Source organism: Vibrio satsumensis (assembly GCF_050337435.1).
Classification (GTDB): domain Bacteria; phylum Pseudomonadota; class Gammaproteobacteria; order Enterobacterales; family Vibrionaceae; genus Vibrio; species Vibrio satsumensis.
In genome coordinates this window covers 350,943-364,208 of record NZ_JAKJSX010000008.1, presented here as the reverse complement: position 1 = coordinate 364,208, position 13,266 = coordinate 350,943, and the positions used below count along the sequence as shown (strand labels likewise).

At 43.3% G+C, this 13,266-nt stretch carries 13 protein-coding genes and 1 pseudogene; 6 read left to right on the top strand and 8 right to left on the bottom strand.

Annotation, left to right across the window (positions count from 1 at the left end; translation table 11 throughout):
- Together L4C44_RS12550 and L4C44_RS12545 are read right to left on the bottom strand one after the other, a co-directional pair.
- Window positions 1–208 (bottom strand): annotated as a pseudogene (locus L4C44_RS12550) (IS3 family transposase); the annotation flags it as partial.
- Between the two features lie 352 nt (window positions 209–560).
- Window positions 561–1,580, bottom strand: a complete 1,020-nt coding sequence (locus tag L4C44_RS12545) for a succinylglutamate desuccinylase/aspartoacylase family protein (RefSeq protein ID WP_428805160.1) — start codon at window positions 1,578–1,580, stop codon at window positions 561–563.
- Between the two features lie 377 nt (window positions 1,581–1,957).
- Between L4C44_RS12545 and L4C44_RS12540 the strand changes: the two genes are divergently transcribed.
- The 3 genes from L4C44_RS12540 (at window position 1,958) to L4C44_RS12530 (ending at window position 4,643) form a co-directional block, all read left to right on the top strand.
- On the top strand, window positions 1,958–2,911 hold the full coding sequence (locus L4C44_RS12540) for a porin (RefSeq protein WP_060980515.1): 954 nt from the start codon (window positions 1,958–1,960) through the stop codon (window positions 2,909–2,911).
- Between the two features lie 154 nt (window positions 2,912–3,065).
- Window positions 3,066–3,956, top strand: coding sequence for a DMT family transporter (locus L4C44_RS12535; protein WP_146490907.1), 891 nt, complete (start codon window positions 3,066–3,068; stop codon window positions 3,954–3,956).
- 69 nt (window positions 3,957–4,025) lie between these two features.
- Window positions 4,026–4,643 carry a glutaredoxin domain-containing protein gene (locus tag L4C44_RS12530; RefSeq protein WP_146490908.1) on the top strand — a complete coding sequence of 206 codons (618 nt, stop codon included), beginning with the start codon at window positions 4,026–4,028 and terminating at the stop codon, window positions 4,641–4,643.
- Window positions 4,644–4,801: 158 nt separating this feature from the next.
- Here the strand turns inward: L4C44_RS12530 and L4C44_RS12525 are convergent, their stop codons facing one another.
- From L4C44_RS12525 to L4C44_RS12515, 3 genes are all read right to left on the bottom strand, one after another.
- A complete protein-coding gene (locus tag L4C44_RS12525; RefSeq protein WP_279626256.1) occupies window positions 4,802–4,936 on the bottom strand; it encodes a hypothetical protein in 135 nt (44 codons plus the stop codon).
- Window positions 4,937–5,221: 285 nt separating this feature from the next.
- Window positions 5,222–5,572, bottom strand: a complete 351-nt coding sequence (locus tag L4C44_RS12520) for a hypothetical protein (RefSeq protein ID WP_017057980.1) — start codon at window positions 5,570–5,572, stop codon at window positions 5,222–5,224.
- A gap of 100 nt (window positions 5,573–5,672) precedes the next feature.
- Window positions 5,673–6,878: a multidrug effflux MFS transporter gene (locus tag L4C44_RS12515; protein ID WP_428805159.1), complete on the bottom strand. Its 1,206-nt coding sequence runs from the start codon at window positions 6,876–6,878 to the stop codon at window positions 5,673–5,675.
- A 108-nt stretch (window positions 6,879–6,986) separates the two neighbouring features.
- Between L4C44_RS12515 and L4C44_RS12510 the strand changes: the two genes are divergently transcribed.
- The gene (locus tag L4C44_RS12510; RefSeq protein WP_146490910.1) at window positions 6,987–7,883 is read left to right on the top strand and encodes a LysR family transcriptional regulator; all 897 of its coding nucleotides are present in this window, start codon (window positions 6,987–6,989) and stop codon (window positions 7,881–7,883) included.
- A 161-nt stretch (window positions 7,884–8,044) separates the two neighbouring features.
- Complete coding sequence (locus L4C44_RS12505) at window positions 8,045–9,889, top strand: putative bifunctional diguanylate cyclase/phosphodiesterase (RefSeq protein ID WP_428805158.1); 1,845 nt, start codon at window positions 8,045–8,047, stop codon at window positions 9,887–9,889.
- 106 nt (window positions 9,890–9,995) lie between these two features.
- On the opposite strand, the gene shyA is transcribed toward L4C44_RS12505, so the two are convergent.
- From shyA to L4C44_RS12490, 3 genes are all read right to left on the bottom strand, one after another.
- A complete protein-coding gene (gene shyA / locus L4C44_RS12500) occupies window positions 9,996–11,306 on the bottom strand; it encodes a peptidoglycan DD-endopeptidase ShyA (RefSeq protein WP_372384858.1) in 1,311 nt (436 codons plus the stop codon).
- A gap of 276 nt (window positions 11,307–11,582) precedes the next feature.
- Window positions 11,583–11,882 carry an isoamylase early set domain-containing protein gene (locus L4C44_RS12495; RefSeq protein ID WP_009845720.1) on the bottom strand — a complete coding sequence of 100 codons (300 nt, stop codon included), beginning with the start codon at window positions 11,880–11,882 and terminating at the stop codon, window positions 11,583–11,585.
- Between the two features lie 124 nt (window positions 11,883–12,006).
- The gene (locus tag L4C44_RS12490; RefSeq protein ID WP_428805157.1) at window positions 12,007–12,660 is read right to left on the bottom strand and encodes a hypothetical protein; all 654 of its coding nucleotides are present in this window, start codon (window positions 12,658–12,660) and stop codon (window positions 12,007–12,009) included.
- Window positions 12,661–12,692: 32 nt separating this feature from the next.
- Between L4C44_RS12490 and L4C44_RS12485 the strand changes: the two genes are divergently transcribed.
- Window positions 12,693–13,175 carry a GFA family protein gene (locus L4C44_RS12485; protein ID WP_179947237.1) on the top strand — a complete coding sequence of 161 codons (483 nt, stop codon included), beginning with the start codon at window positions 12,693–12,695 and terminating at the stop codon, window positions 13,173–13,175.
- Window positions 13,176–13,266 lie beyond the last annotated feature (91 nt).

The window sequence follows — 13,266 nt, the reverse complement described above, 5'->3', positions numbered from 1 at the left end:
CTCCTAACGCTCTCGATTGTTCTGTTCCTTTAGACCAATCTAGTTGACCATGTTTGCGAAGCCAAACTAAAACGGTAGAGCGACCTTGGATCCCATAACGTTCTTGAGCTTGCTTATAAGTCATTTCGCCTTTTTCAACTTGGCTTACGACTGACAATTTAAAGGCAAGAGAATAATCTCGTTGAGTACGTCTACTTGTTGTTTTCATGACACTCTCCAATTTCATGTTGGAAATGTGTCAACCATATTTAGGACGGTACACAGAGATAAAAATTCGAAAGAGAAGTGAATAAAAAGCCGACTCGTAGTCGGCATTTTGATGAGCTTAAAATAATGTTTTCAATATTATTTTTGAAACAGAAAAGCAGTCGAAGTGTCACTATCTTGCAATGGATTCTTAATCTACACTCGCTACTCTAAAAGCAGTTCTGTCGATGAGTCCAAGACGTGCTTACTCTAGACAACTGTCTTTTGACCGAGCCCCTTGCTCGGTCTTTTTTTTTGCGTGTTTTAGATGGCGACACAGCGCATTAACACGGAAACGTCCAATCAACTGAACCCTAACTCAGCAAGCGACAAACAAGTGCACCCGGTTCCCTTAACGCATCCACGTTATAGCTAAGGACACATCCAGCAGATGGCGCGTGATAGCGGCGACACTCATTACCAAAAGCGTCATATTGAATTGCTAACAAATCATCTTGCTCCACGCTTTGTAAAAGCTCGACCTGAGGCAGAACAAAACCACCAATATCAGCACGAATAGATACCACATTGTTACCTTCAATCCAATCCATACTCGGCAACTGGCTTGTCCCCAACGGATCTTTTCCCTCAACTTCAAGCATCTCGTAATAGGAGAGCATATTCAAAACGCCGTCTACTGCTCTTTGAATCATTTCAGGCTGAGTAAGCTTACCCATGCCTACTTCCACCGTGATACTTGGTATTCCACTTCGATTCCAAACCGTTTCAAGAATACCCGGGTCGCCAGGATCATTAAGCACACAATCAGGTTGCATCAACCTTGCCATCTCCAAACATTGTTCAATTCGGTAATCAGCAAACACATAAAGTGGGTAGACCGCGCCACGAGTTTGAGTATGGAGATCAACAGCGAATGTCGCATTGAGCTTAAGTAAGCGATCCCACAGAGACGCAACAAAGCGCTCCGCAGCTAAACCATGTGCATCACCCGGAAAGAGTCGATTAAGATTCGCAGGACATGAGCCAGGATCTGAAGAGACGAAGTCACGACTATGGTTCAACAAACCTGACAAGTTCACCGTAGGCACAATCGTTACCGAGCCTTTTAGGGTTTTACCCACTAAGTCACGGATAATTTGCTGAGCAGCCAACACACCGTTTAGCTCATCACCGTGAATGCCGGCAGTGATCATCAATTTAGGGCCATCTTGGCTGCCTTTGAAAACAGAAACCGGCATATTCTTAGGCTGCCCTAGTCCATCACTGGTTACTTGAAACCAAAACTGATGCTCTCCAACGGGTAAGTCTTCAACATTCAAAGAGCCAATAACCTGTCTGCCTTGTAAAACATCGCCTAAGTACTCTGTTTTCATCCAACGTCTCCATCTTGTTGAGCAAAATCTATTCTCTTCTAAGTTTTTGCATCATAGAGGATATCTTAACCAGTACAAGCAGTTAATCAGATTAACAAGCTCTAAAGCGCTCCCAAAATTCACCAGCATCGACATACGTGATTCCAAGGTAAAACTTGTCAATGTGACCTTTGAAATACACGCAACTTGTATAACTATTCACAGAACACTCAGTCTGATGAAATAAAAGTGCAATAAAATCAAAACTTAAAAAAGTTCCCCATTCACGAAAATGTAATTTTATAGAAATGAAAGCTTAATTTAGCTGTTCTAAATTAGCTTCATATCGAAACGGAGAGCACATTGCTCACGGATTTTAAAATACAAGGTAAGTGATTATGAAAAAGGCAGTTCTAGCTTCTGCAGTGGTAGCGGCACTAGTTTCAGGTTCATCTCTAGCAGCAACAGTTTACAGCTCGGATGGTACGGAACTTAAAATTGGCGGTCGTGCGGAAGCTCGCTTCAACGTCTCTGATAACAACGAAAGTGCGTCTGACAGCTCTTTTAAAGACAAGTCACGTGCCCGCGTAAATATCTCAGGAAAAACTCAAGTTTCTGATGAACTATACGGCTTTGGTAAATATGAAGCTGAGTTTACAGGAGACACAGCTGTTGGTGTTAACGGAGAAAAAACTGACTCACTTACTAACCGTTACTTCTTTGCTGGTCTTGGTACCAACTTCGGAGAATTTTCTTACGGTAAGCAAGACTCAGCTCAAGTAATGTTGACAGATATTACAGATACGATGGCTACATTTGGTGCAGATGCCGCTGATGCTGTCGCTGGTAACAAAGACAAACGCGAAAACAACTTCCTTTACTCTGGCGAATTTGACGCGTTGACAGTTCAAGCAAACTACATCGCAGCCGATGAAAAAGATGCGGACAGCTTTGGTCTTGCTGCTATGTACAACCTAGGCGCTTTTGACCTTGGTGCTGGTTACGTTTCCCAAAAGAATGGTAACTTCGATGATGACCAGATTAACCTTGTAGCTCAATTCTCGATGGATGCGTTTACTGTTGGTGGCTTATACACAATGGCTTCAGTTGCAGATGAAGATTACACTGGCTACGAGCTTTCAGCTATCTTCAAAGCAACTAAGCAGTTATCACTAATTGGTGTATACAACTACGGTGAGTTCGATAAAGCGGCTGACGAAGAAGCAAATAACTTTGCTATTGAAGCAGTATATAAGTTTAACGGCCACATCCGTACCTATGCTGGTTACAAGTTTGAACAGCTAGACAATAAAGATGACCAGCTACAAGCGGGCATCCGTTACGACTTCTAATCTAAATCGACTTTAGATAGAGACTAAAAAGGTTGGACAATGGCTCAACCTTTTTCTTGTTCAAATATTCTGACTAACTTCATCGATGCTTTTTCTGGTTAAGTCTTGCTAAATCCGTATCATAGGTGGACCATATCAAATAATTAGAAGCATCATGTCACAACACCATCCGATCCAAGGCGCTAGCTGGATGCTAACCGCAGGCCTAGCCTTTGCCATTATTAATAGCCTAACCCAAATAGCTAGCATTCACTTCGGACTGACTTCTACTACCGTTGCCGTCATTCAATACGCTATCGCGTTGTTCGCGATTCTTCCTTATCTGAAAACGCTGGGGATTCGCCGCGCACTAAAAACCGACAACCTAAAATTGCACGTATTTCGTGTCTTCTTGTCTGTTATTGGTATTCAACTTTGGATATGGGCACTGGCTTACCCAGTGCCTATTTGGCAAGGTATTGCCCTTCTCATGACTTCGCCTTTATTCGCGACTATAGGTTCTGGGCTTTTTCTAAAAGAGAAAGTGGGCGCTGCTCGTTGGGGTGCAACCTTGGCGGGTTTCGTGGGAGCCATGGTTATTTTGGAACCGTGGGCAGAAGATTTTAGCTGGGCAACGCTACTGCCAGTTGGCGCTGCATTCTTTTGGGCGTGCTACTCTCTTATGGTGAAAAAGCTCTCCTCGCAAGACAGCCCATCAACCATGGTGGTTTACCTTCTTCTCCTGATTACACCCTTCAACCTTCTTCTCGCAGTTCCTGATTGGCAAACTCCGAGCGGTGGCACTATCTGGGGAATATTAGCTGTCATTGGCATAATGACTGCGCTTGCACAATGGGCAATCGTAAAAGCATACTCGGTGGCTGATGCCTCTTTCGTTCAACCGTTCGATCACGCGAAATTACCACTTAATGTCTTGGCTGGTTGGCTAGTCTTCAGCTGGGTTCCACCAGGTCGTTTATGGCTAGGGGCTGCGATTATCATTGCGTCAGTTGCTTTCATTACCCATTGGGAAACAAAAAGGCCAGCGAAATCGAAGAAAGTTTAAAGCTAATGAAATAAATAACGCTACTGTCCGTTCTATATTGATAAGAGAATTTTAAACGAGGTCGTAACCATGAAGAAACCAGTCAAGATTACACTATACCGTTGGGCAGGCAGCTGGGGTCCATTTAAAGTCAATATCCCATGTGGAGAATGTACCCTTACTAAAGACATTCTTAAGGACACTTTTGAGAATGAACTAGCCGATGTCGATGTCGAACTGGAAGTGAAAGATTGGTTATCTCATTGGTGGGAACCGCTTAAACTGGGTTCTTGGCATGCGCCAATTCTTGTCGTTGAAGGTAAAGTCGTCAGCCAAGGCGAAGCACTCAATCGCGGCGTGCTCGTTCAATCAGTAATCAAAGAGTGGACCAAAAGAGATACCCTAACAGGCAACATTGTTTACGGGAAAGCGACATGCCCATTCTGCGTCAAAGCAAAGAAAATGCTTGATGAAGCGGGTGTTGAGTACCAATACCACGATGTCGTAAAAGACAGCGCAGCTTTGTATCGTATGATTCCAGAGGTAAAAGCGCACATTGGTGAGAAAACACCAGTAACTGTCCCTCAGATCTGGCTCGATGGTAAATACATCGGTGGAGCAGACAACTTAGATGCATGGATGAAAGAGAATGGCTTAGATAGCATCCCAAATAATGTTGTCGATCTGTCCAACCAATCAGCAGGCTAAGCTCACACAGAGCTATAAATCCAATCGTGAATTAATCAGTGTTTTTTGTGTCCATCCACAACAAAACAGGGCGATGAACTTCATCAATCGCTAAAACGACAAAGGCCTTAAACATCATAGATGTTTAAGGCCTTTTAAAATTCCGTTTTTTAAAATGCTTATTTAGCCATTTTCTTCATCATTCGCTTAAGGAATGATGTTTTTTTTGGCTTTGGCTTGCCATACAATGCTTCGTGCATCATGTTTTTTGCTGCCATTTGACCAAGGTATGCATGGCCTAGTTCGTAATTCATGCTTATCTCCGCACATAATCAACTTTCCTTAGCGCGGATTTTACACTTAAAACGCCCAAAAACAAGACCTACATCACACCTTAATGCAATAAGAGCCATTAATTTGCAATAAACCTAATTTTGTCTCTGTGCTAATCAGCACTGTCTATGTATATCAATGAGTTAACCTGAATTCTGGTTTGAGCTTAATGCTCCATTCCTAATAACAGTCCAACACATTGATTTAGACGCTTATAAAAAAAAGCAGCTCAGAGAGCTGCTTTCTAAAATACTTTACTAAGAACCCTAGCTGCGCTTTGGCTGTCTGTAAGTTTTACCAGCAATTTGGTATGTGTCTTTTTGCTTCAATTCAAACATTGTTTCAAAGAACCAAGCTGCAAATTTGATTAAGTCATCGCCTTCATTCATGACATGTTCGATGTACTCTTGCTCTTCGCCTTGTTCATTTTCTTGAAGCGTCACGTGGTAAATACGCTTTTCGCCTTCCACTTCAGCTAGTGCAAATTGACCAGTCAGTGATGCAGCAGCCTCAGCGACTTCTGTATCCTCATTGGATTTCAATAACTCAAGCGCTTGAGGCAGGCCATCTAGTGCGCAGATAGCTTTTACCAGTACTTCAAATTCATTTTGCTGCATTTTGTTTTTACCTATTCAATGGACCGAAGCATTGTAGAAAACCATCAGCACAAATACAACGTATTAACGATGGTGCATTGGACGATAGTGGACTAGGCATTTAGCTATATTCCACTTCAACAGTATCATCTTTCTTGTTCATTTTGGTTGAAGACCAAAGCACGCCCCCCATAGCTCCTCCTATAATCAAGTAGAACACACCTAACTGTAGGTAAGTCGTCACCCAACTCTCGACGAGATACCCACCAAGTAAACCCGCCAAACACATCTGAATTGAACCCGACAATGCAGAGACCGCACCAGCTTGTTTCTTATGTGGTTCCAACAACATACTAATAGAGAGAGGAAAAGAGATACCCTGCGCAATAGTCAGCCAAGTAAACGCCCAAACTAAGTTAAAGATGGATAACTCATGAGTCAAAAGCCAAGTTCCCGACGCCAAGATAATCAAGATAGCTAGGCTCATCAGTTGACGCGTACTAAACCTACGATTGAGCAAGTTTAAAGCGACGCTACCTACCAGCAAGCCTGCCGAAGGGACAATCATCAATGTGCCGTATTCTGCGGCAGTCAGCCCTAACTGCTCTTGCATTAAGAATGGAAACAGCGATAAAGATACCAAACTTGCCATGTAGCTCATCCAGTTATAACTGGCACTGGTCAACACTTGGCGGTTAGTCAACAAGCGTCCGTAGTTCTTCACCACTTGGCAGGCATCAAAGCGACTCTTTCCATATGGCAAAGTCTCAGGCAACACAAAGTAACCCAGAGTGAATATTGCCAGTAGATACAGTAGAACAAACAGGAACACCGCTTGCCACCCGAGGTGAAATGAAATCCAACCACCAAATACAGGCGCAATGATAGGCATGATCGAAGCGGTGATCGAGATATAAGACAACGCTTTGGTCAGTTGAGGGCCATCATAACTGTCGCGGAGCACACTTCGTCCGAGAACCGAAGCACTACCCGCTCCTAAACCTTGCAACAAACGGCCAACCTCTAGCGCCAGCATGTTGTCAGAAAACACGACACAAACGATAGTACCAATCAAATAAACGCCCTGGCCTAACAAGAAGATAGGCCGTCTTCCCACCGCATCAGACATAGGTCCATAAAGTAGCTGAGACAGGCCAAAACCCACAAGGAACAGCGTGACGAGCAGCTGTACATCTACCTGAGTCACACTTAAGTCAGAAGCAATTAACGGCAAAGATGGCAAATAGATACTCACACCTACCTGCCCCGTAGCAATAATCATCATTGCTAAGAGTAACGGCGTTTTTTTAAAGGTCGATTGGCTCAAAAAATTCCCTATTCGTTTGATATTTGTTCATGATATAAGTTTATATTCAAAACCAGTAATTGATAATTAACCAAATTGGAATTTAATTAAGTCCTAATAGGAAACAATATGGATTGGATTCTCAACGTAAAGAGCTACGTTAGAGTGGTGGAAGAAGGCAGTTTCAATGGTGCTGCGCGTAAACTCAATACCACCAGCTCAGCGATAAGCAAAAGGGTAAACTGGCTCGAAGAACGCATCGGGACTCAGCTACTGAAGCGTACAACCCGCTCGATTAGCCAAACCGAAGCGGGCGCGCTGTTTTACCAACGAGCCAAAGATCAGCTCGATAACTGGCAGTCAATCATTGATGAAACTCGCTCAGTTAACCAAACTCCCGCAGGCTTACTGAAGATAGGTGCGACCATCGCGGTCGGCTCTAAGTTTCTGGTTCAGCACATGGACGACTTCCTTGAAAAGTATCCGGATATTAAGGTACAGCTCATCACCACCACTTCAGGACAATTACCTGAACTTGGATTGGATCTGGTGATCAGCCGAGAATTGGAACAGCTCAACTCTTTAAGCTTCAAGAAAACGCCCTTGTTTGAGCACAAAGCGGGGTTCTATGCCGCACCGAGTTACCTCGCCAAACACGGTTACCCCACCTGCGAACAAGATTTAGAGCAGCATAATTCTTTAATCTGGGGAGAGCGTCCAACCCGTGAAGTCACGCTAACCAAAGGGCAACGCATCACTTTAAACGGCAACTTTGCTACCACGAATCCAGAAGCTTTGTTTCATGCTGCGAAGCGAGGAATGGGAGTGTTGTTAACCATCAAAGCGATGATCAAAGAAGATCTTAAACAAGGGACGTTAGTTCCAGTATTACCAAATATAACCGCCGACGAAGTGATGGTTTACGCGTATTACCCTAAGCTTGATTACTCACATACGCGAACCAAGTTATTTCTGGATCATTTAAAAGAGAGGCTAGACAAAGAGCGCAGCACTCAGGCTCTGTGAAATAAGTCACATTTTAATTTGAAAAGTTATACAACACGAACAATAATAAACTAGACGCATATAGGTACTAAAACTTAAGACTGCGTAGTGCCAAAATCGTATAGACAAGATCATACACATACAGCTTACACAGTGAATCTGGTTAACTAAGGATGGTGACTATGACTCAACATACGCATAACAGCATGATAGACACAGAGCGCATTGGTCGTTTACTGAAATTGGAAGGTATCGACCTTTTAGAGTCAGCCGTACTTACTTTACATCAAACCTTTGGTACTCAGTACACCAGCATCATTGAGAAGAAGCACTTCCCAGATCAAATCGTTCCTTTGGTGATCGCCCACTCTGACCATGTACTGCATGATAAAATCAACGCACGTCATGGGCAGATCTACCAACAAGCAGTCAATCAAAGGCACCCGGATTGCTCGTTTGCTCAGCATGTCGTCCAGTCATTGCCAACATCGGCATTTAGGCAGGAAATCACCTCACAAAACTCCATCGCGATCCCTACTCGTACTCAAAGTGGTGAAGTGATGGGGGTGTTGTTCTCAACGTTTACCTCGCCTCTAAGTCCAGTTCAACAACAAGACGTGATAAAACACCACCAATTGTTCGCTGACATCATCATCCATACCTTGCGTGAAATGTGGTTCAACGACCGTTCTGAACAACTGGTTAATCAACTCAGTTACGAAGTATCACACGACAGCTTAACGGGGGTACTAAACCGAAGCTGCTTGTCTGATACCTTGGAATCGATCACTCAACAGAGCGTCACTCCATTCTCGCTCGCCCTGCTCGACATCAATAGCTTCAAAGCCATCAATGACATGCACGGCAATTATATTGGCGATAAGGTACTTCAATTTGTCGCAGAAACATTGCGTAGAACCTTACCCGAAAGCAATCTGACTTTCCGGACTGCTGGCAATGAGTTTGCTTTCATTACCTATAATTCGGACCCAATAGCAGTTTGCGAGCAAATCCTAGCCAAGATAAAACAAGGTTACAGTAATGTTGATATTAAAATCGATTTCGACGTTAGTATCGGCATCGCCCGTTCAGATGGGGGTGACAAGGACGTAGAACAGATCATCTTCAACACTAGCTTGGCACTTAAAGAGTGTAAACACAGCCAAGATACCCACATTCAATGTTACGACACTCACTTGAGGGTCCGTTATCAAAGGAAAACCGAGTTAATCACCGCCTTACGAAGTGAGCTTGAGAGTCCTATTTCAGGCAGTTATGTACCCAATGGTAATGGCATGTACGTAGTTGTGCAGCCGATCGTGGGTCAAGCTGATACTCAATGGGAATATTTCGAAGTACTTACTCGCTGGAAAACGAACAAACATGGTGATATATCGCCTATGGAGTTCATTCAAGTGGCAGAAGAATCAGGGCTGATTGTAGAACTGGGAGAACGCATCATCGAGTTGGTGTGCCGTGCAAAAACAACATTAGAACAAGGCTTGGGCTACAAGGTTAAGCTTGGAATTAACTGCTCCGCGCACGAGCTCACCGATTCGAAACGTTATATCTCATACCTGACTCGAACTATTGAACAGCACCATTTTAAGGCGAATGAATTTGTTATCGAGTTAACCGAAACAGTACTACTCTCTCCGACGCAAGAGACTAAATCCGCTCTTAACTTTCTGAGAGGACAAGGCTTCACGATTGCACTCGACGACTTCGGTACCGGCTACTCCAGTTTGAACTACATCCACAGCTACCCTATCGATTGCATTAAAATTGATGCAACCTTTATTCGTAACTTACTAACAAGCTCTACATCCGAGAGCGTTGTCTGGTTGATTGTTCAACTAGCCCATAGGCTCGATGTATCTTTGGTTGCGGAAGGTGTTGAGAAGCGTGAGCAATTAGAAAAACTGCACGCAATGGGGTGTGACAAAATTCAAGGCTATCTCTACTCGCCCCCGATGCGACCTGAAGCTATCGTTAGCTATGTCGCGCACTCAGAGCCTTTAGTTTAAACCCTTACCGAACCTTCTATTGAGAACTAAAAAGCCGCAAGAGCATCACTTAACACTGACTGTGCTTTGTGATGCTCTTGCGGCTTTAAAACAGTTTAATGGCTAGCTACTTACTAGCATTATTAACCATTGCTAGATTGCGAGTTTCTAACGCTGCCTTCAATAGCTTATCAGCTTCATCTCTTGCAGCTACAAACGTCGCTTTTTCCTTTTTAGGCACAGAATCTGCCATAGGGATATTCGCTGTCATTGCATTCACAGGACGACCGCGCTCAATTAGCTCGTAGTGCAAGTGTGCGCCGGTCACTCGGCCAGTTTTACCTGATAAGCCAATGCGCTGACCACGAGACACCGTTTGTCCTTTACGCACGAGGATCTTGCTCAAATGTAGGTAGCGTGTTTTATAGGTACTACCGTGCTGAATAACCACGTAATTACCAGCGTATGGGTGCTTACGAGTCATAATCACTTTGCCATCACCCGTCGCTTGAACTGGGGTGCCAATCGGCGTCGCGAAATCTGTACCATTGTGCGGTGAGACTCGCCCAGTCACGGGGTGTAAGCGCTTAGGATTAAATTGAGAACTTTGACGCCAACCACTGCTCACAGGGTAACGTTGGAAAGCACGCTGCAAGCTATCGCCATTGGCATCGTAATATTGCCCATCAGTATGTAAATACGCTGACACAACACGATTACGATTCATGATCTTAATTGCTTCAATTTCACGTTTTCCGGTTGCAACACCATCAACAAATTGCGCTTTCTGAAGCACTTCAAACTGATCACCAACACGCAAATCACGGCTAAAATTAAGCTTATCTTTCAACAGAGTAACAATATGATCAATCTCAAGACTATTCAGGCCAACCTTGTTAGCCGACATCGAGAAACTGCCTTGAATATCACCCACTAAAGGCTTTTGCTTCCATTCACCCGGAATAGAAATATCTTCGAATTCGTAGCTACCGTCATCAAGCAGTCGATAAACCACTTTATCTGCGACGCTAAATTGAAGCTCCATTTTGGAAAGTTCACCCGTCGCTTCATCACGCCAGAAACGTAAGGTATTGCCCGGACGAAGCGTATCTAACGCAAGAAAGTTTAAATCGGTTTCCATCACGCTCATCATCGATTTATAAGAAAATCCAAGTTGAGTGAAAATGCTACTCAAGTTATCGCCCGTTTGAATTTGATACTCAAATGTCGGTGGCTCAATAACGGTAACAGAAGAAGGTGACAGAATGGACTCAATAACGGTTGAGTCTGGTAAATCAAGATCGATCGTTTTCGTCAGATCCGATTGTGAAGATTGCAAAGCAACACCAATCGCTGCAATAAGTGGCAGCCCTAAAATAGCTACTTTTTTTACAGGTGAAAGCTCAGCAAACGGAGAGGGAAATATTTTTGAATACACGGTAAACAGGTCTTTCTACGATATAAAGGCATAGGATATGCTTTTCAAACGCATAAATCATCAATGCATTGTCATAATATGATATGAATCTGCTCAATTTAGGCTAAGTCATTGAGTTGCCATAGATGAAGAAGCAATTAAACGAGAAATAAAATTAACCGCTACATTTGAAAATAAAAAAGCAGAAACGGCTAGTATCTGCTTTTGATTGATTTACGTTATTCCGTTTCGATTAATTAATAGACGAAGCGAATTAGTTGATAATTTAGGCCAAAGTTAAGCGTTAACCGTCGATACCAAGCAGTTGTCTTCACCAAACTCGTTAGGGATGTAACGATCAGCATTCGCATCGTTAACCCATTGTTGGTCATCAACTAGGTAGCGAAATTGAAACTCGCCATCTTTAGGTAAGCGAGTTTTAAACTTGTAAACCTTCCCTTTCGCCAGTTTTTTCATTGGCGTGGCTTTCCAATCAAGAAAGTCAGCAACGATGGATACCGAGTTCGCTTCTTGAGCTTCTAGCTCGAAGGTCACTTCAACTTCATCTTTCGTTTTAAAAAAACGTTTATTAATCATTCGCAAGCTCCATTTGTAAAAGTAAGCAGACACAAAGCAAAGTGTGTCTAAATTTCATTCATCTACCTAAGATAGTATGTAATTTGGCTCACATAAACAACAGATCCTTACACTAACGAAAACGTTATTGCTTACCAATTGATTGCGTATCAAAAGAAAAGCTCATTAACACCTTTTCAGAAGGGGATTCTGCAAATGATTGTTCCGAAGAATGCTGAGTAAAGCCGATAAAGCCTTCCCCAGTGAGTTTATTTTGTGATCGCGAATCTGGCTGCTTAGCGACCTCCAATGTCTGAATCTGTATACGATCACCCAGTAAAAGTTGGTCGACTAACACCACACGGCTTCGTTGCTGGTCATGTTTAAACAGGCCAAGATAATAAAACACACCGCTGCCTTGGTTAGATATCCACATCGGCGCGACGAAGAAACTCGCCTTACCTAACGTGACAGCTGAAAGGTTATTGGTGTCTACCGTTACCACACCGCGCTCAACACCCGAATCATAGCGTCCAAAGGCTATAGCTCTAGGTTCATCGAATTCATTGATAAAAGCGTACGCGTTGGTCTCAGGTACTTTAATTGTCCATGGGTTAGTCGTCTTCAAATCAAAAACGGTTTCTACGACTGGGTCATAACTCACTTGAGAAGAAGGAAACTTCGCCAAGATCTCTTCGTCACTTAAGCTAAAGCGATAAACACCCGCCAGTATCACCACGACCAGCATGACGATTGGAATCAGTAAAATCAGAGGAATAGGTAAGATTTTCTTTTTCATGAGCAATTATATTCTTTTGTTTTCATCCAGTTGTGCAGACCATAAAGGGCTTTAGTATAATTATCAATACAGGGTTAACCAGAAGTGGAGCATGGATGGATATCAATCATATTAAAGATAGAAATATCAGAAGTTGCGAATGCCGCTGTGGATCAGTCAATCTAGTATGCAGAGGTGAACCTCAACGAACCTCTGTATGCCATTGCTATGAGTGTCAGAAACGCACCGGAAGTGTATTCGGTGTTCAGGCTAGGTTCCCAATAGAGCAAGTCACCCTAAGCGGAGAAGTGACCTCTTTCTCACGCATCAGCGATACGGGTAATGAAGTCACCTATCAGTTTTGCCCTAAATGTGGCACCACCATGCTCTTACAATCTGTTGCTGCTGCCGATTTTTATATTGTCCCGCTCGGATTATTTAAAGAGCAAGACTTTCCGCTACCAAGCTTTTCAGTCTACGAAGAACGGAAACATGGTTGGGTCAAATTCGACCATCAAATGAGTCACTATAACTAGCTTGTTACTGACCTTTATCTTTATAAAGCAACAGCATTAAAACAAACTGCAATACTGTTGCCTAAGATCAAATATCAATGCTCCACAACGC

What these genes read in the sequence shown, in the direction of transcription:
- L4C44_RS12545 (WP_428805160.1), bottom strand. Translation starts at nt 1,580, where the DNA reads ATGAAAACAGAGTACTTAGGCGATGTTTTACAAGGCAGACAGGTTATT.
- L4C44_RS12540 (WP_060980515.1), top strand. Translation starts at nt 1,958, where the DNA reads ATGAAAAAGGCAGTTCTAGCTTCTGCAGTGGTAGCGGCACTAGTTTCA.
- L4C44_RS12535 (WP_146490907.1), top strand. Translation starts at nt 3,066, where the DNA reads ATGTCACAACACCATCCGATCCAAGGCGCTAGCTGGATGCTAACCGCA.
- L4C44_RS12530 (WP_146490908.1), top strand. Translation starts at nt 4,026, where the DNA reads ATGAAGAAACCAGTCAAGATTACACTATACCGTTGGGCAGGCAGCTGG.
- L4C44_RS12525 (WP_279626256.1), bottom strand. Translation starts at nt 4,936, where the DNA reads ATGAATTACGAACTAGGCCATGCATACCTTGGTCAAATGGCAGCAAAA.
- L4C44_RS12520 (WP_017057980.1), bottom strand. Translation starts at nt 5,572, where the DNA reads ATGCAGCAAAATGAATTTGAAGTACTGGTAAAAGCTATCTGCGCACTA.
- L4C44_RS12510 (WP_146490910.1), top strand. Translation starts at nt 6,987, where the DNA reads ATGGATTGGATTCTCAACGTAAAGAGCTACGTTAGAGTGGTGGAAGAA.
- L4C44_RS12505 (WP_428805158.1), top strand. Translation starts at nt 8,045, where the DNA reads ATGACTCAACATACGCATAACAGCATGATAGACACAGAGCGCATTGGT.
- L4C44_RS12495 (WP_009845720.1), bottom strand. Translation starts at nt 11,882, where the DNA reads ATGATTAATAAACGTTTTTTTAAAACGAAAGATGAAGTTGAAGTGACC.
- L4C44_RS12490 (WP_428805157.1), bottom strand. Translation starts at nt 12,660, where the DNA reads ATGAAAAAGAAAATCTTACCTATTCCTCTGATTTTACTGATTCCAATC.